Annotated in this window: 15 protein-coding genes; 6 read left to right on the top strand and 9 right to left on the bottom strand. The window is 50.9% G+C overall.

The window, feature by feature from the left end:
- Nucleotides 1-106 precede the first annotated feature (106 nt).
- The 5 genes from purH to IC617_RS00335 all read right to left on the bottom strand — a co-directional run bounded on the left by purH (nucleotide 107) and on the right by IC617_RS00335 (nucleotide 6434).
- Nucleotides 107-1699, bottom strand: a complete 1593-nt coding sequence (gene purH / locus IC617_RS00355; RefSeq protein WP_191143002.1) for a bifunctional phosphoribosylaminoimidazolecarboxamide formyltransferase/IMP cyclohydrolase — start codon at nucleotides 1697-1699, stop codon at nucleotides 107-109.
- A 102-nt stretch (nucleotides 1700-1801) separates the two neighbouring features.
- Nucleotides 1802-2092 carry a DNA-binding transcriptional regulator Fis gene (fis, locus tag IC617_RS00350; RefSeq protein WP_191143001.1) on the bottom strand — a complete coding sequence of 97 codons (291 nt, stop codon included), beginning with the start codon at nucleotides 2090-2092 and terminating at the stop codon, nucleotides 1802-1804.
- 28 nt (nucleotides 2093-2120) lie between these two features.
- Nucleotides 2121-3089: a tRNA dihydrouridine synthase DusB gene (gene dusB, locus IC617_RS00345; protein WP_191143000.1), complete on the bottom strand. Its 969-nt coding sequence runs from the start codon at nucleotides 3087-3089 to the stop codon at nucleotides 2121-2123.
- A 147-nt stretch (nucleotides 3090-3236) separates the two neighbouring features.
- Nucleotides 3237-4112 (bottom strand): 50S ribosomal protein L11 methyltransferase, encoded by an 876-nt coding sequence (gene prmA, locus IC617_RS00340; RefSeq protein WP_191142999.1) that lies wholly within the window; start codon nucleotides 4110-4112, stop codon nucleotides 3237-3239.
- Between the two features lie 69 nt (nucleotides 4113-4181).
- The gene (locus IC617_RS00335) at nucleotides 4182-6434 is read right to left on the bottom strand and encodes a diguanylate cyclase domain-containing protein (protein ID WP_191142998.1); all 2253 of its coding nucleotides are present in this window, start codon (nucleotides 6432-6434) and stop codon (nucleotides 4182-4184) included.
- Nucleotides 6435-6866: 432 nt separating this feature from the next.
- Between IC617_RS00335 and IC617_RS00330 the strand changes: the two genes are divergently transcribed.
- From IC617_RS00330 to IC617_RS00305, 6 genes are all read left to right on the top strand, one after another.
- The gene (locus IC617_RS00330) at nucleotides 6867-7205 is read left to right on the top strand and encodes a P-II family nitrogen regulator (RefSeq protein WP_191142997.1); all 339 of its coding nucleotides are present in this window, start codon (nucleotides 6867-6869) and stop codon (nucleotides 7203-7205) included.
- A gap of 32 nt (nucleotides 7206-7237) precedes the next feature.
- Entirely contained in the window at nucleotides 7238-8527 is a 1290-nt protein-coding gene (locus IC617_RS00325; protein WP_191142996.1) for an ammonium transporter, read from the top strand.
- Between the two features lie 195 nt (nucleotides 8528-8722).
- On the top strand, nucleotides 8723-8956 hold the full coding sequence (locus tag IC617_RS00320) for a DUF2375 family protein (RefSeq protein WP_191142995.1): 234 nt from the start codon (nucleotides 8723-8725) through the stop codon (nucleotides 8954-8956).
- Between the two features lie 489 nt (nucleotides 8957-9445).
- On the top strand, nucleotides 9446-10411 hold the full coding sequence (gene tal / locus IC617_RS00315) for a transaldolase (protein ID WP_191142994.1): 966 nt from the start codon (nucleotides 9446-9448) through the stop codon (nucleotides 10409-10411).
- 9 nt (nucleotides 10412-10420) lie between these two features.
- Nucleotides 10421-12412, top strand: coding sequence for a transketolase (gene tkt / locus IC617_RS00310; RefSeq protein WP_191142993.1), 1992 nt, complete (start codon nucleotides 10421-10423; stop codon nucleotides 12410-12412).
- Between the two features lie 118 nt (nucleotides 12413-12530).
- Entirely contained in the window at nucleotides 12531-12866 is a 336-nt protein-coding gene (locus IC617_RS00305) for a 4a-hydroxytetrahydrobiopterin dehydratase (protein ID WP_191142992.1), read from the top strand.
- Between the two features lie 310 nt (nucleotides 12867-13176).
- Here the strand turns inward: IC617_RS00305 and IC617_RS00300 are convergent, their stop codons facing one another.
- From IC617_RS00300 to aroQ, 4 genes are all read right to left on the bottom strand, one after another.
- Nucleotides 13177-14364, bottom strand: coding sequence for an ROK family protein (locus IC617_RS00300; RefSeq protein ID WP_191142991.1), 1188 nt, complete (start codon nucleotides 14362-14364; stop codon nucleotides 13177-13179).
- A gap of 667 nt (nucleotides 14365-15031) precedes the next feature.
- The gene (accC, locus tag IC617_RS00295) at nucleotides 15032-16375 is read right to left on the bottom strand and encodes an acetyl-CoA carboxylase biotin carboxylase subunit (protein ID WP_191142990.1); all 1344 of its coding nucleotides are present in this window, start codon (nucleotides 16373-16375) and stop codon (nucleotides 15032-15034) included.
- An 11-nt stretch (nucleotides 16376-16386) separates the two neighbouring features.
- Nucleotides 16387-16836 (bottom strand): acetyl-CoA carboxylase biotin carboxyl carrier protein, encoded by a 450-nt coding sequence (accB, locus tag IC617_RS00290; RefSeq protein ID WP_191142989.1) that lies wholly within the window; start codon nucleotides 16834-16836, stop codon nucleotides 16387-16389.
- Nucleotides 16837-16859: 23 nt separating this feature from the next.
- Nucleotides 16860-17321 carry a type II 3-dehydroquinate dehydratase gene (aroQ, locus tag IC617_RS00285; RefSeq protein WP_191142988.1) on the bottom strand — a complete coding sequence of 154 codons (462 nt, stop codon included), beginning with the start codon at nucleotides 17319-17321 and terminating at the stop codon, nucleotides 16860-16862.
- Nucleotides 17322-17621 lie beyond the last annotated feature (300 nt).

Genomic DNA, 17621 nt, shown 5'->3' with positions numbered 1-17621 from the left:
TGAATCCTTTTTTGCTGTTGTGTTTGCTCAGCATTTTGCTAAGCAGAGTGTTCAATTGGGTTGCTCTGATCGAGCAAGGGCAGCCATTGGCTGCCCTTGAGGGTACTTAGTGACGGAAGTGGCGCATGCCGGTGAAGACCATCGCCATGCCGGCTTCGTCGGCCGCAGCAATGACTTCGTCATCACGAATCGAACCACCTGGCTGAATCACCGCGGTAATCCCTGCAGCAGCGGCTGCATCAATGCCATCACGGAACGGGAAGAAGGCATCCGATGCCATCACCGAGCCTGCTACTTCTAGGCTTTCATCGGCGGCTTTAATACCAGCAATTTTGGCACTGTAGACGCGGCTCATCTGGCCAGCACCGACGCCAATAGTGGTTTCGTTTTTGGCGTAAACGATGGCGTTGGATTTGACGAACTTGGCAACCTTCCAGCAGAACATCAGGTCTTTCATTTCTTGCTCTGTAGGTTGGCGCTTACTAACAACAGTCAGCTGCTCTTGGCTTACCATACCTTGGTCGCGATCTTGGACCAGTAAACCGCCATTGACGCGCTTCAGATCGTAACCTTTGGTTTGGCTCTGCCATTGACCACACTCGAGCAAGCGGACATTTGGTTTTGCTGCGACGATTTGGGCAGCTGCTTCACTAACCACAGGCGCAATGATCACTTCAACAAACTGACGAGAAACGATTGCTTCGGCGGTTTCGGCATCCAGCTCGCGGTTAAACGCGATAATGCCACCAAATGCTGAGGTTGGGTCTGTTTTAAAAGCGCTGTCGTACGCCGCTAGGATGTTGTCGTCAGTTGCAACACCACATGGATTGGCGTGCTTAACGATGACACAAGCTGGCTGTTTGAATTCTTTAACGCACTCAAGGGCCGCATCGGTATCAGCGATGTTGTTGTACGACAACGCTTTACCTTGCAGCTGAGTGGCGGTGGCAACAGAAGCTTCATCAATCTCGGCTTCGACATAGAAAGCAGCCGCTTGGTGGCTGTTTTCGCCGTAGCGCATGTCTTGCTTTTTGATGAACTGGCTATTGAAGGTGCGCGGGAATTTAGATTCGTCGTCGCCTTCTTTGTTGGCGGCATGGCTTGGCACCATGGTACCGAAATAGTTGGCGATCATCCCGTCGTAAGCGGCGGTATGTTCAAAGGCGGCAATGGCCAGATCAAAGCGTGTGGCGTGAACTAACGAACCGTCGTTGGCATCCAACTCTGCAATGACCCGGTCATAGTCGCTGGCGTTAACCACGATAGCCACATCTTTGTGGTTCTTAGCGGCAGCGCGAACCATGGTTGGGCCACCGATGTCGATGTTTTCCACCGCATCTTCCAGCGAACAATCTGGTTTTGCCACGGTTTGTGCAAATGGGTACAGATTGACCACGACCATATCAATAGGCTGGATATTGTTTTCGGTCATGACGTTTTCGTCAGTACCGCGACGGCCAAGAATGCCACCGTGAACTTTTGGATGAAGGGTTTTGACTCGGCCGTCCATAATTTCTGGATGCCCGGTGTAATCGGACACTTCAGTGACGGTCAGACCTTCATCAGCCAACAGGCGCGCAGTGCCGCCGGTTGAGAGTAATTCGACACCGCGAGCAGCAAGTGCCCGGGCAAATTCAACAATACCAGTTTTGTCAGAAACACTGAGCAGAGCACGCCTAACCGGTCGTGGAGCTTCCATGAGTTGTACCTATCTACTGTGAACTTGAATGCTAGTTTAGCGGGAAGGAGGCTGGCTCGGGAGCCAGCCAAAAGTCATGACAATTATTGCCTGAGGCAATAATTAGTTCATGCCATATTTTTTCAATTTTTTGCGCAAGGTGCCGCGGTTCAGGCCCAACATGATGGACGCACGAGTTTGGTTACCACGAGTGTGAGTCATGATCTCTTCAAGCAAAGGGGCTTCTACTTCTGACAAAACTAACTCATACAAGTCGTTGATATCCTGACCGTTGAGGGTTGCAAGGTAGTTGCTGACCGATTGCTTAACCGACTCGCGCAGAGTTGGTTGAGATACTTGTGTAGAAGGAGTTTCAGTAGAGACTGTCTCAGTTTTAAAGTTGTTTTCGAACATAAGTTTTAAGCTCTTTGTTACAGCGGCTTTATTGATTAATCGAGTGATAAAATTTAACCAGCATATCCAATTGTTCTGCTTCACCTTCGACCTGATTGAAGGCGGCACGGAACTGTCGTTGCTGATCATACGGTTCAACGAACCAACCCACGTGCTTTCGCGCAATTCGCATACCCTTAACAGGGCCGTAAAATTCATGCAGTGCATGCACGTGGCTTTGTAACACTTGCAGTTGCTCCATCAGCGGAGGGGCTGCAAGCTCTTCACCGGTCGCTAGATAATGAGCGACCTGTTGAAACAACCAGGGGCGCCCTTGAGCACCTCTGCCAATCATTACACCGTCGGCTGCGGTGTAAGCCATCACCTGCTTGGCTTTTTGCGGTGAGTCGATGTCGCCGTTGGCAATCACCGGAATATCGACGGCTTGTTTTACCGCGCGAATCGTGTCGTACTCGGCCTCACCTCGATAGCCACAGGCGCGAGTGCGACCATGAACCGTCAAGGCTTGGATGCCGACACGAGCGACACGTTTGGCAATGTCGACCGCGTTTTTGTTGTCTTGATCCCAACCGGTTCGCATTTTCAGCGTGACCGGTACATCGACAGCAGCAACAACCGCTGCGGCGATTTGTTCGACCAGCTCGGGCTCTTTCATTAACGCCGAGCCAGCCAGTTTTTTGTTGACCTTTTTCGCAGGGCAACCGAGGTTGATGTCGACCAATTGTGCGCCGTTAGCGACGTTATGGCGCGCGGCGCTGGCCATCAACTCCGGCTCTGAACCGGCGATTTGAACGGCACGAATGCCACTCTCACCACTGTGGTCCATGCGCTGCTGCGATTTATCGGTGTCCCAAACTCTGGGGTTAGCAGAGAGCATTTCAGAGACGGCTAAGCTCGCTCCCCACTTTCTTGCCATTTGCCGAAAGGGGCGGTCGGTGACGCCAGCCATGGGCGCGCAGATCACAGGATGCTCTAATTTGAAATCACCGATCTGCACGAAAAATCACCAATCACTGCCAAGGGGCGGCTATATTACGCCCTTTTTGTGCAGCTGAAAAGGTTAAATAGTGTACCAATTGCTAGTTCAAAGAATGTGCTTTGCGCTGACGCAAATTGAGGTGAACTTGTCGCTAAAATAGCCGTTCTAGCTTTTTTTCTTGATGCCGCTAATGCGCATCCACTGCTCTTGTTCGACAACTTGCAGCGAATTGAACTGATCTTGGTAAGCTTGCTTTACACTTTCTTCTTGCTCAACCAATAACCCTGACAAGGCTAAAACACCGTCGGGTTTGACAAGTTCAGCGATGGTTGGCGCCAATTGCTGCAATGGCCCAGCAAGAATGTTGGCAACTAACACATCGGCGGCCGGTAACTCGACTTCTCCGGCAAGGTGCAACTCTAGCTTGTCGGCCACCTGATTACGCTCAGCATTGGCTTGTGAAGCCTGAATCGCTTGTGGATCAATATCAATGCCGATCACTCGGGCGGCGCCAAGTTTCAGCGCAGCAACGGCAAGAATGCCCGAGCCGCAGCCATAATCGATGACGGTTTTGCCTTGCAGATCGAGACCATCGAGCCAAGCGAGGCACAGTGCCGTTGTTGGGTGGGTGCCGGTGCCAAATGCCAATCCTGGGTCAAGCATGACGTTCACTGCCTCTGGCTGTGGTACATCGCACCAGCTCGGACAAACCCACAAGCGGTTACCGAACTGCATGGGCTTGAAATTATCCATCCAAGCGCGCTCCCAGTCCTTATCTTCCAGCGCTTCCATTTTGTAGGTCAATTCGCCAAATTGTTGTTGCAACAGATGCAGCGCTACGTCCATATCGGCGTTGGCCTGCCACAAACCCATGACGTCGGTTTCGCCCCACAATCGGGTTTCACCCGGCAGTGGCTCAAAAATAGGCGTGTCTTTGGAGTCGAGGAATGTCACCGATAGGGCGCCACATTCACTCATTGCATCGCCAATGGATTCGGCTGAAGCTGCTGTTGCATTTACTCGAAGTTGAAGCCAGGCCATGAATTGCCTCTGTTAGATGTGGAAGGAGTCGCGGTCGGCATTTTAACGGCGCTCGGCCGTAAAGCAAATTCAAAGGTGCGAGCTGGCGGTGTACTGGCTGATCAGTTTGTGTTCTGACAGCACCGCAGCAACCAAGGGCCCTTGCGCCAAGTCGCAGTTTAGTTGCTGTAATTTACGGCGATCATCGGCATCACTGACACCGGATGCGACGACTTTAATATTAAGTTTGTGGAGCATTAAGATCAGCGATTGGGTAAAGCCATTTTGTAGCGATACGCCACTGCAGAATTTAGCATCGAGGCGCACCATCGCCGGTGGCATTTGTGATAGTTGATTGAGGGCGCCAAGACTGTTGCCGAAACCATCAAGGGCAATTGCAACTCCGGCCTGATACAGCAGATTCAGCTCCATTTGGATTTGAGCAAACTGATCAAGGTAGTCTTGTTCATCAATGAGCAAACCGAGCCGGCGCGCGGCGGTGTTGTCGCGGCGGCAACACAGCACCAATTGACGGAGCAACTCAGGATGGCAGTCGGCCGCACGAATATAAAGGCGGCAAGGCATTTGATTGACGGTGACCCGATCTAAGGTGTCGAGCACTTGCCTTAACAACCACTCCGACGTTTGCTGTTGCAGTTTCGGGTTGCTCAGTTGCTGAATGACTTCGGCGCCCTGGCGTATTGCTTCTGGTGCCGCAGGCCAAGTGATCAGCGCTTGATAATGCTCGATGTCGTCATTGCTCAGATTGACCATCGGCTGATACTGCAGCTGCAGTTGGTTGTTATTCAAGGCCTCGGCCAAGGCGCTATCGAGTGCTTGTGCTTGCCGGTCTTCTTTGCCGAGCGACGAATGATAAAAACGAGCGCAACTCGAGCCGGAATGTTTAGCGGCATACATGGCGGTATCGGCCTCGCGCAGCAGCTGACTGATGCTGCACTGGGGATCGTTGCAGGTGGTAATCCCGATTGATAAGCCGACTTGTACTGTGGTGTTGCTAAGTTGGATCGGCTCAATCACGCTATCAATCAATTTATCGGCAAGGAGCTGTAATTGATGTTGGCCGCCGGGCTCTGGCAGTAGGATGACAAATTCATCGCCACCAAATCGGGCCAGCACATCACTTTTACGGATGGTTGCGGCTAACCGCATGGCGACCTGCTGCAATAACTGATCACCCTGATCATGCCCCATGGTGTCGTTGATCTCTTTGAATTTGTTCAAATCCATAAACATCAGGGCGAGTGATTGCAGGTGCCGACCGAGCTGGCCGAGCGTTTGTTGCAGCGATTGCTCGAACATCGAGCGGTTGTTGAGGCCGGTCAGTTGATCATGTTGTACCAAGCGCTTTAATTCGTGGGTTTGTTGTAGCAGTCGGTGGCGCTGAGCTTTTAATTTATCAGCCAGCTCCTGGCTGGCAGCAGCAAATAAGTGCGATTCATCGCGCACTAATCGATGCTGAGGCGTGCGGATCGATTGGTTGGATGTGGCGAGCAGCGGCAACTGGCGAGCTTGACGACTCAAACGCAGTAGTGGCCGCCAAATCAAGCCAATGGCCATGGCACAGCAAATGGTAAGTGTTACCACGATATAGGTGGTGGTCTTGAGCCAGACCTGCTCGACTGCGGCAATGGATTGCTGAGTTGGCATTGCCACCCATAATTCAGCGGCGATGCCATCATTTTGTAACGGCCAGCGCCACATTGCTTGGGGCCGATGATTACCAATCAAGACAAAATCAGGCGGAAGCGGCGGGCTGGTGGCACTACTAGAGAATGGTGTTGGCAGTGGGGCGGTTTGATAAAACAGGGTGAGCGAGTCGGCTGCCGGTGCCACGAGCCACAAATTTGCCGAGTGGGCGATGTCCAGCTTTTCCATCAAATCATCAATGACAATACGCTGAATGGTGAGTTTGGCGGCTTCTGAATCATGCACCGAAAAATACTGTAATTCGCATCGTTGATGGCAATGCCAGCGCCGATATTCGCCGCCGTTTGCCAACAACGCTTGTTGCCATTGTTGTGCTTTGGCATCGGTTGGCGGGTTATTGCCCGCGAGCAACTTGCCGGAGCCATCAATAATAGTGGCGTCGAAACTGCTTGCTAAGCGCTGCAGGGATTGCTCGTCAGTGATCAGTGGCAGCACGGCTTCGAGCTGCTGGGCCCGCTCTTGCAGAATATGAAAGCCTTGCTTGGAGGTGTTGCGAAGCTCTGCGATCAGGTGTTGTTGTTCGAGTAGAATCCGTCGATTGAGTTCTTGTTTACTTTCGGAAGCCGCCCACAGCATTAAGGCCAGCACGGCAATCGCGCTAGATGCAATGAGCACGATGGCGACCTGCCAACGCAAACTCACAAAGGGTGGTTTGTACCTTATCGACATTTTTACAGACCTTGAAGCAATGGCTCCGTTGCTCGTTTGCGCCAAGTAAAAAGTTGCTCAACTGATCAAGCGTAGAAGAGGATCGGGTCTTGCACCACCGTATCGGATCGAATTATTTGCCCTGTTAGTAATTTGTTAAGTCGCGATGTGACTTAGATTAAAGAATAAATTTTGCTAACAAATTAGCTTATCGCGCTTGGCTCAAGTGATCGGACGCGAATCGCGTTGGATAACTACAACAATTTGCCCGACATCGCATTCAACCGAGTTGAATGGTGACGGCGCAGCATTACTTGAGTGCAACTTTGCAGGGGAACCAACCTGCGGTTAAGCGCAGCATTGCTGCATTTATGCAATTTTTAAAAGGAAAGCAATCAGATGAAGCTGATTACCGCCATTATCAAGCCATTTAAGCTGGATGACGTGCGCGACGCGCTGGCCAGCGTTGGCGTGCTTGGCCTGACTGTCACGCAAGTCAAAGGTTTCGGTCGCCAAAAAGGTCATAACGAGCTGTATCGTGGTGCCGAATATCAAGTCGATTTTGTTCCTAAATTGCGCCTCGAAGTGGCTGTCGCTTCGGATCGTGTTGACCAGGTTGTTGAAGCGATTACCGGCGCGGCAAACACCCACAATATTGGAGACGGCAAAATTTTCGTGACTCCAATTGAGCATGTCGTGCGGATCCGCACCGGCGAAACCGATCACGACGCTTTATAACAGCGCATCGAATAATAAATAGGAACCTAATCATGTTTAAATTTGCTTTATGGGCCTGCGCGCTCATGAGTATCTCTGGTGTTGCCCGCGCAGAAGAGGCGCTCAACGGCGGCAACACGGCTTGGATTTTAACTTCAACAGCGCTCGTGCTGTTCATGACGCTGCCAGGCTTGGCGCTGTTTTACGGCGGCTTGGTCCGAGCGAAGAATATTCTGTCGGTACTGATGCAGTGTTTTGCCATTGCCTGTATCGCTTCGGTGCTCTGGCTGCTGGTGGGGTACACCATGGCCTTTGGTGAAGCCAGCAATGGTTTGGTTGGCTCGTTCGACCATATATTCTTTGCCGGTTTAACCGAGCAAGCGCTCAATGGCGATATTCCAGCCTCTTTGTTTGCTTTATTCCAGATGACCTTTGCCATCATTACACCAGCACTGATCATCGGTGGTTTTGCTGAGCGGATGCGTTTTTCGGCCGTTGTGATTTTCTCTGCGCTGTGGTTGCTGGCCGTTTATGCGCCGGTCACTCACTGGGTTTGGGGTGGCGGCTGGCTCGGTGAAATGGGCTTGCTGGACTTCGCCGGTGGTACCGTGGTGCATATCACTGCTGGTGTTGCTGCGCTGGTTGCTGCGCTGGTGTTGGGACCACGTAAAGGTTTCCCAACCCAACCAATGCCGCCGCATAACCTGACCATGACCGTCTGTGGTGCCGGTATGCTGTGGGTGGGCTGGTTTGGCTTTAATGGTGGTTCGGCGTTAGCGGCTAATGGTGATGCGGCCATGGCAATGACCGTGACTCATATTTCTGCGGCAGCCGGTTCCTTGGCTTGGATGGCGATGGAATGGATCAAATACGGTAAACCGTCGGTGCTGGGTATCGTCACCGGTATGGTTGCTGGTTTGGGTACCATTACCCCAGCTTCGGGTTTTGTTGGCCCAATGGGCGCCTTAGTGATTGGTCTGAGTGCCGGTGTGGTGTGTTATTACGCCACTCAGCTAATTAAACGTAAATTAAAAATCGACGACTCATTGGATGTTTTCCCAGTCCACGGTGTTGGCGGCATTCTAGGTACCTTGTTGGCAGCGGTATTTGCTTCTGCTGAACTGGGTATCTTCAGCGGTCAGGGGCTGGCCGATGGCATGACCATTGGCTCTCAGTTTGTCGTTCAGGCAACCGGTGTGGTGGCAACATTTGTCTATACCGCAGTGGTCACCTGGATTCTGTTGAAGCTGGTCAGCGTGTTTGTTGATCTGCGAGTGACTGCAGATGAAGAAACACAGGGCCTCGACTTAGTGCTCCACGACGAGCGTGGTTACGATCTGTAATCAGCAACGTCATGAAAAGCCGGGTTCGCCCGGCTTTTTGCTAACTTGGCAGTCATGCTGAGTGTTGTGAATGTGGTGTCGATAATTGCCTTTCGGGTTGAAAAGCGCGATAGTCTAAAGCCGACCCAATTGGAAATATTTTGTCAGTAGTAGGTTGGGTCAGTCGATTTGACCGTGAAGCAGGTGGGACGCATCATGAACCTAAAAGTAACAGTATTGTTTTTCAGCGAATCAGATCTCCGTCTTCGGGATGAGATCCTCGAGTTGCAGGTGGGTGATGGTGGTCGTGCCATTATTCCGCTGGAATACAAAGAAGGTAAGCAAATCATTGCCGTATTAGCCGGCGAGTGTCACTTACTGAATCGCATTGGCGACCGAGTGCTGCCGCTCTCTTCGGCCGAAATCGTCACTGAAGTTGATTTCGAATAATGCCCAATACGCCGCATTATCATGCGGCAACTTGGCAAATTCACCGTAGTAAGCCGTTGTTGTGAGCGTCACTGGCAAACGCCGAAATTGGTTATTACAAAACCAAAATTAGTAATTCAATTCCTTAGTCCAATCTCATACCTTAGCCATGAACGAGTTCTGGGACTCTTTGGCTAAATAATTATTGCAATTATTCGCATAAATAGTCGAAATCCGGCATCAAGGCTGTACAATGAGCGTCCGTTTCGATCCGCTTTACTGGTTGGATCAGGCGCCTTTTGATGTCGCAAGTCGCCGACATCCTCATACTCTCGTTCAACGATGAATGAATTTGGTGTGACTCGGTTGCTCTCAATATCGAGTGAGCACTCTGGTAGTCACTAGCTTGGACTACCCATTTCTCACATTGGCGAGGGTCGCTGGAGCAGTGTTGTCACTGCGCAAAAACTCTCATAAAAGAAACAGTAAATACATTAGTAGGACGACCACATGGCAAATATCCTTGAGCAACTTAAGCAGGTGACGACTGTGGTTGCAGATACCGGCGATGTTGATGCAATTGCTCGCTTTAAACCGGAAGATGCGACGACTAACCCGTCTTTGATCCTCAAAGCAATGGCTTTGGATACCTATCAGCCGCTATTGAATGACATTCTCAAGTGGGCCGCTGAGCAAACTGAGGACGATCAACAAGCGGTTGCACTGGCTGCAGACAAGCTAATTGTTGCCATGGGACAAGAAATCCTCAAACAAGTGCCCGGCAAGGTTTCCACTGAAGTCGATGCGCGGTTATCATTCGACACCGAAGCGAGCGTTGCCAAAGCTCGTAAGCTAATTGCCATGTATGAAGAAGCCGGTACGAGCCGAGAGCGAGTACTGATTAAGCTGGCTTCAACGTGGGAAGGCATCCGCGCGGCAGAACAACTTGAAAAAGAAGGCATCAAGTGTAACCTGACGCTGTTATTCAGCTTTGCTCAGGCGCGCGCCTGTGCCGAAGCTGGCGCGTACCTGATTTCGCCATTTGTTGGCCGAATCTTAGACTGGTACAAAAAAGCAAATCCGGGCACGGAGTATGCCGCGGCTGAAGAGCCTGGCGTGATCGGTGTTTCGAAGATTTACCAATATTATAAAGAACATGGTTACGACACCATTGTGATGGGCGCCAGCTTCCGTAATTCTGGCGAAATCATTGCGTTGGCTGGCTGTGACCGCTTAACCATCAGCCCTGCGCTGTTGGAAGAGCTGGAAGGCATGGAAGGCACGCTCGAAACTGCGCTCAAACCGGTTGCGGCCAGTCAAGAGAAGCCTGCATTAATGACAGAAGCTGAGTTCCGCTGGGGCCACAACGAAGATGCCATGGCAACTGAAAAGTTGGCTGAAGGCATCCGCGGCTTCACAGTGGATCAAGGCATAATGGAAGACAAACTGCTGGCCGGTATTCAAGCAGTCAGATAAGAGGTTCTCATGCAATCCCGTAAAGATTTAGCGAACGCCATCCGCGCCCTGAGTATGGATGGGGTACAAAAAGCCAACTCTGGTCACCCAGGTGCGCCTATGGGTATGGCTGATATTGCTGAAGTGTTGTGGAATGATTTTCTTAACCACAACCCAAGCAATCCAGACTGGTTCAACCGCGACCGTTTTGTCCTGTCCAACGGCCACGGCTCCATGCTGATTTATAGCTTGCTGCACTTGAGCGGCTACGACTTGAGCCTCGACGATCTCAAGCAATTCCGTCAGTTGCATTCTCGCACTGCCGGTCACCCTGAATACGGCTATGCGCCGGGCATTGAGACCACCACTGGCCCGCTTGGCCAAGGTATTGCCAATGCCGTAGGTTTTGCTGCAGCAGAAAAAATTCTGGCGGCAAACTTCAACAAACCAAACTTTGATGTTGTTGACCACTACACCTATTGCTTCTTGGGCGATGGCTGCATGATGGAAGGTATTTCTCACGAAGTATGTTCGCTGGCCGGCACCTTGAAACTGGGCAAACTGGTGGCGTTCTATGACGACAATGGCATCTCCATTGACGGCGAAGTAGAAGGCTGGTTTACCGATGACACCCCAGCTCGCTTTCGCGCTTATGGCTGGCAAGTGATCGAAAATGTTGATGGTCACGATCCTGAAGCTGTTGCTGCGGCAATTAAGCTGGCACAAGGCGACAGTGAAAAACCAACGCTGATTTGCTGCAAAACCGTGATTGGTTTTGGCTCACCAAACAAAGCCGGCAGCCACGACTGTCACGGTGCGCCACTCGGTGCCGACGAAATCAAAGCATCGAAAGAAGCCTTGGGTTGGCAATACGGTGATTTTGAAGTGCCTGCCGACATATACTCAGGCTGGAATGCGCTTGATGCCGGTGCTGAAAAAGAAACTGCGTGGAATGCACTATTCGAAGCCTACGCGGCAGAATACCCAGCAGAAGCTGCAGAGCTGAAGCGTCGGGCAACGGGCGAGCTGCCTGCAAACTGGGAGCAAGTGTCCACTGAGATGCTGGCTAAGTTTGCCGCAGAGCCAAACAAAGTTGCATCGCGTAAAGCGTCACAAAACGTATTGGATGTGATCGGTGCAGAACTGCCTGAATTACTCGGTGGCTCGGCTGATTTGGCTCCATCAAACCTGACCTTCCATAAATCGTCGAAGTCGATCACTGGCGACGATGCTGAAGGTAACTACCTGCACTATGGTGTTCGTGAATTTGGTATGAGTGCCATCATGAATGGCTTGGCGTTGCATGGTGGTTTCATCCCTTACGGCGCAACTTTCTTGGTGTTCATGGAATACGCCCGTAACGCATTGCGGATGGCGGCGTTGATGAAGAAGCGTTTGGTACACGTTTATACCCACGACTCAATCGGCCTGGGTGAAGACGGTCCAACGCACCAGCCAGTTGAGCAAGTGGCGAACATGCGTAACACGCCTAACTTGGACACGTGGCGGCCATGTGATGAGTTTGAAACAGGTGTTGCTTGGAAGTCAGGTGTTGAGAAAACTGACGGCCCGACTGCTCTGGTTCTATCTCGTCAAGGCTTGGCGCCGATGGCTCGCTCGGCCGAGCAACAAGCAGACGTTGCCAAAGGTGGTTATGTGTTGGTTGACTCTGACGCGACCCCAGAAATCATTCTGATTGCCACCGGCTCTGAAGTTGAACTCGCGGTTAGCGCAGCAGCAACCTTGACCGAACAAGGCAAAGCGGTTCGTGTGGTTTCGATGCCATGTACCACGGTATTTGATGCGCAAGACGCCGCGTACAAAGAATCTGTGTTGCCAGCAGCGGTTACTAAGCGCGTCGCAGTTGAAGCGCTGCATGTTGACTTCTGGTGGAAGTATGTTGGTTTAGGCGGCAAAGTTATTGGCATGACCACTTATGGTGAGTCAGCGCCTGCCGGCGATTTGTTCAAGCACTTCAACATTACTGCTGAGGCAGTTGTTGAAGCAGCCAACAGCCTGTAAGCCAAACCCAACTATGTTAAAGGGCTGCCTTCGGGTAGCCCTTTTTGTTTGCCTGATCGACTAGTCTTAGTGAGACGTTAAACAGTGACACCTAAAACGACGATTAAAGGACATAACCATGACAGAGCTGGCCCAACAAACTTGCGATGCGTGCCGTGCTGATGCGCCTCGGGTAACCGATGAACAAATGCCGGCGCTAGCTGCAGAAGTACCCCAATGGCAGGTCTTTGATGATCTGGGCATATTGAAGTTAGTGCGGCAGTTTCGTTTCACTAACTTTGTCGAGGCGTTAGCATTTTCCAACCAAGTTGGGGAGTTGGCTGAACAGCATGGTCATCATCCGGCCATTTTAACCGAGTGGGGCAAGGTGACGGTGACTTGGTGGACTCATAAAATCAAAGGGTTACACAAAAACGATTTTGTCATGGCCGCGAAAACCGATGCGCTTTCATGACGCTTCAAGGTGGATGGCTATCAATTCAAATTTAGCCAAGAAAAAGGCCAGCTGGTTGAATCGCTGGCCTTGTCAATTTTCGACTGTCATGATTAACCCCGCGCTTCTGGTATGTACCGCTGCGGCGTTAGCCACAAGCTGTACGGGGTGTCCTCAAGGGTCTTCTTGAGTCGACTGTTCACCTTTCTCTCCTCTTAAAATCAGTTCGAGCGGATTGCTCGGGCTGATTATAGTAGAAAGGTGATTTAGATCACACTTTTTCTGTTTGTTTTTTATTCACACCACAGTGGCAACAAAACTGGACAGTGAATTAATCGCCTCGCTCTAGACTCAGCTGAATCACCCCAGTTGCTTTTAAGTCTTCTTGCCAGCTGTAACTCTCAACAATGTCGGTTGAATGGTTTGGCAGGAGCGACTCGCTCATTGCTCGCTTCAAACTTTGTTCCATATAAGGGAAGCCATGAACACCGGCGCCGGTAATAATGACGCGCTCAGGATCAAGCACAGTGACTAAGTTGGCAATGCCGAGTCCTAACACTCGTCCGGCTTGATCAAAAATGCGCTGCAGCGCCTCGTTGCCATTGTCGAGTTCATCAAGGATCGCCTGCATTTGAGCGGCGGTTGGCCGATGGTTATCTGAGCTCGGCAAATGCATGATGGTGGCAGCGTCGCGATATAGTGCGTAGTCGCTGCAATAGGCTTCAATACAGCCGCGCGCACCACAGCGGCACTGCGGCCCTTCGAGGTTGAACTTGACATGACCAAACTCGCCGGCGGCGCCGCGAGAGCCAGAGTAAAGTTGGCCATTGATTAAAGCACCCATACCCACACCTTGGCCGAGCACAATGCTCAGCAGGTTGATGTCATGGGAGTAGTTATTTAAATGGCGCAAGGCCAATGCCACGATATCTGAGTCATTGGCAATGCCAACCGGCACGTTAAACCGTTCTTCGAGCGGCTGGCAGATCTGGACGTTGGTAATCGATAGCGCAGGACTCCAGGTGATCACGCCCGCGTCGCTGTCTACGGGGCCTTGCATCGCAATGCCGATGGCGCTGAGGCGATTGCGATCGATGCCGGTAAAGGCCAGAAAGTCATTGATGCCGTCAATCACCAAGGTAATGAATTGCTCTTCATCGAGGCGATCGAGCTGAATGGCCACCTTGTGCGTTTCACGCAGGTTGCCTTTTAAGTCACCAAGGACAAATTCAAGCTGGTTGACCGAGGGCAGAATACCGATGACAAAAGCTGCTTCTGAGTTGAGGTCAATATTGACCTTGGGGCGACCTCGACCCTGATGTCCTTCGGGAGTAGTACTGCTTTCTTTGAGAAAACCAATACTAAATAGATCAGATGTGATTGCCGTGACGGTGGCGGGGCTCAAGCTTGTGATCTCACAAAGTTCTACCCGTGCCAATGGTCCATGAGCACGCAATGCAGCAACGATTTGCTTGCGATTGGACGCTCGGATTTGTTCGGTATCTGTGATTTTTTTCATGGTAGTTCTTGTAATGGCCTAAAGTCGTGTTTGGAGCAGACTGCTGCTTGGTCAACGCTGAGTATTTTTATGTTGTGCAAAGCAATTATCTCGCGCTGAATATCTGCCGTGTATTTATTTTGAGTATTATTTTGCAGTCCTAACTTTGTTGTAACTTGAATAGAGGTTCACTGCAAATAGAGTTTTGTGACCAATTGAGCAAAAAAAACCCAGACCATGGGTCTGGGTAACAAAAAAGGCTAGGTAACATCTGATAAGTAGTGCCAGCATGGAAGCTGATGCGAGCGACGAAAGGCTAGAACGTGCGCGCAACACACTTATAAGAAGGCGGTATGGCTCACCATTGCGGCTAATCGCAGGTTGACTATTGGCGCTGCTGTTTAGGTAGGCTAGGACCCGAAACATGCGTTATGGCAATCCTCAACTGCGGGCAATTGGAGCTATAACCGTGAAATGAAGAATACATTATCTGTGGGACCGGTTCCACGCTCACTTTGTGATTGGCTTATCATAATTTAATTTTATACAAGAAATAATTTAAGGTCAGAGCAGTTGTGCATCGTCGACCGCTGGTCTGCGATCGCTAGGCCGAAGAGAACAGTCGCTTAGCCGCTAAACAAAAAACGCAGCCAATGTGGCTGCGTTTGCTGTTTTTACTTGCTGTGGGTTACTGCATCCCCAGCTTTTTCTCCAGATAGTGGATGTTGGTACCACCGTGCTGGAAATTCTCATCAGCGAGGATTTTTAGGTGTAACGGCGGGTTGGTCTTAATGCCATCAACCACTAGTTCGCCCAAGGCATTGCGCATACGAGCAATGGCCACATCGCGATTCTCGCCGTAGGTAATCAATTTACCGATCATCGAATCGTAATTTGGCGGCACCTTGTAACCTGAGTAAATATGAGAGTCCCAACGAATGCCCAAACCACCCGGCGGGTGGAAGCGCTCAATGGTGCCCGGCGACGGGATAAAGCTGTCTGGATCTTCGGCATTAATCCGACATTCCATGGCATGGCCACGGAGCTTGATGTCGTCTTGGCTGAATGACAATGGTTGACCAGCGGCAATTCTCAGCTGTTCTTTAATCAAGTCAACGCCAGTGACCATTTCAGTAACTGGGTGCTCAACCTGAATACGGGTGTTCATCTCAATAAAGTAGAACTCGCCGTTTTCATACAAGAATTCGAAGGTACCGGCACCGCGATATTCAATTTCTAAACAAGCGCGGCAGCAACGTTCACCGATGAATTTGCGCATTTCTTCAGTGATCCCCGGTGCCGGCGCTTCTTCAATCACTTTTTGGTGGCGGCGCTGCATTGAACAGTCGCGCTCGCCTAAGTGAATCGCACCGCCCTGACCATCGGCAAGTACTTGAACCTCAATGTGGCGAGGGTTTTCAAGATACTTCTCCATGTACACCTGATCGTTGTTAAAGGCTGCGCCGGCTTCAGCTCGGGTCATTTGAATGGATTGCAGCAGATCTTCTTCTGCGCGCACCACCCGCATGCCGCGACCACCACCACCACCAGATGCCTTAATGATCACTGGGTAGCCAATGCGCTTGGCAATGGCGATGTTTTTCGCTTCGTCGTCACCCAATGGGCCATCGGAGCCCGGCACACAAGGAACGCCGGCTTTTTTCATCGCTTTAATGGCTTCAACCTTGTCACCCATCACGCGAATGGTGTCGGCTTTCGGGCCGATGAAGATGAAGCCGCTTTGCTCCACTTGCTCAGCAAAGTCAGCATTTTCCGATAAGAAACCGTAACCTGGGTGAATTGCCACCGCGCCAGTCACCTCAGCGGCGGCAATAATGCGCGGGATGTTGAGATAGCTGGCAGTCGCTGGCGGTTGGCCAATGCAAACTGATTCATCAGCCAGCAATACATGTTTTAAATCGCGATCGGCAGTCGAATGCACTGCAACCGTCTTGATGCCGAGTTCTTTGCAAGCACGCAATACGCGCAGAGCAATTTCGCCTCGGTTTGCAATCACTACTTTATCTAGCATGACGGACTCGCTTATTCGATGATGATGAGTGGTTCGTCGAATTCAACTGCTTGACCATCTTCCACTAGGATTGCTTTCACAACGCCAGCTTTGTCTGCTTCGATTTGGTTCATCATTTTCATTGCTTCGATGATGCACACCGTATCGCCAACGTTGACCTGAGTGCCGACTTCAACAAATGCCGCAGCGCCTGGCGCAGGAGAACGATAGAAAGAACCCACCATAGGTGATTTCAGCGCATGGCCAGCAACTTCAGCAGCAGACTCTGCAGCTGGCGCAGGAGCGGCCACTGGCGCTGCGACTGGTGCCGCTGCAACAGGTGCTGCAGCAACGGGAGCTGCAGCTACAACCGTACCGCCACGGCTGATGCGAACAGATTCTTCACCTTCGGTGATCTCTAGTTCGGAAATACCAGATTCTTCAACCAGCTCAATCAGTTTTTTTACTTTGCGAATATCCATAATGTAGGGATCTCTTATTCGAATTAGTTTGTTGGGTTGGCCGATGACAGCTGTTGAAACGCAGCCAGCATGGCAAGTTCATAACCGATGGGGCCAAGACCGCAAATCACGCCTTGTGCCACATCTGATAAATAGGAGTGTTGCCGGAACGGCTCACGGGCGTGAACGTTCGACAAATGAATTTCAATAAACGGGATCGCCACGGCCAGCAAGGCATCGCGCAGGGCAACGCTGGTGTGGGTGAATGCCGCCGGATTAATCAGAATAAAATCGACCTTGTTGTGCGCCTGATGAATGGTGTCAATCAATTCGGCTTCTGAGTTGCTTTGCAGGTGGTCGATATCAACATCATATTTGGATGCCAAGTCGCGCAGCTGGTCAATAATGGAGGACAAGGTTTGGTGACCGTACTTATCGGGTTCACGCGTTCCTAACAAATTTAGGTTTGGGCCATTGAGTACCAAGATGCGATATTTTTTGGGCATTCTGTAGGGATCCTCGGCAAAAATGTTGTTATTTGTTGTTAACTTTTCGTTAGAGTATTTATTGTTCGAAAAGTTCCCGAAAAAACGAGTATTTGTTGTTTTTTGCGATGATAATGGAAAATCGTGTCTGTTCGCAGCTTTTTTCTGGTCTAATCTCCGAAAATATGTGATTGCCTTACCAAAAATAGCGGCTTTAACGGCGTGCTTCGTCGCACGACTATCTGCATGGATTGAGTAAACAGCCCGATTTGACCCTCTAGTGTAGGCCAAATCGGTAATTTTAGTAGCAAGTCATCACGG

The sequence above is a fragment of the Neiella litorisoli genome (assembly GCF_014773395.1).
Classification (GTDB): Bacteria; Pseudomonadota; Gammaproteobacteria; order Enterobacterales; family Neiellaceae; genus Neiella; species Neiella litorisoli.
Note: the sequence above shows the minus strand (reverse complement) of the source record. Positions and strands in the feature narration are given on the sequence as shown.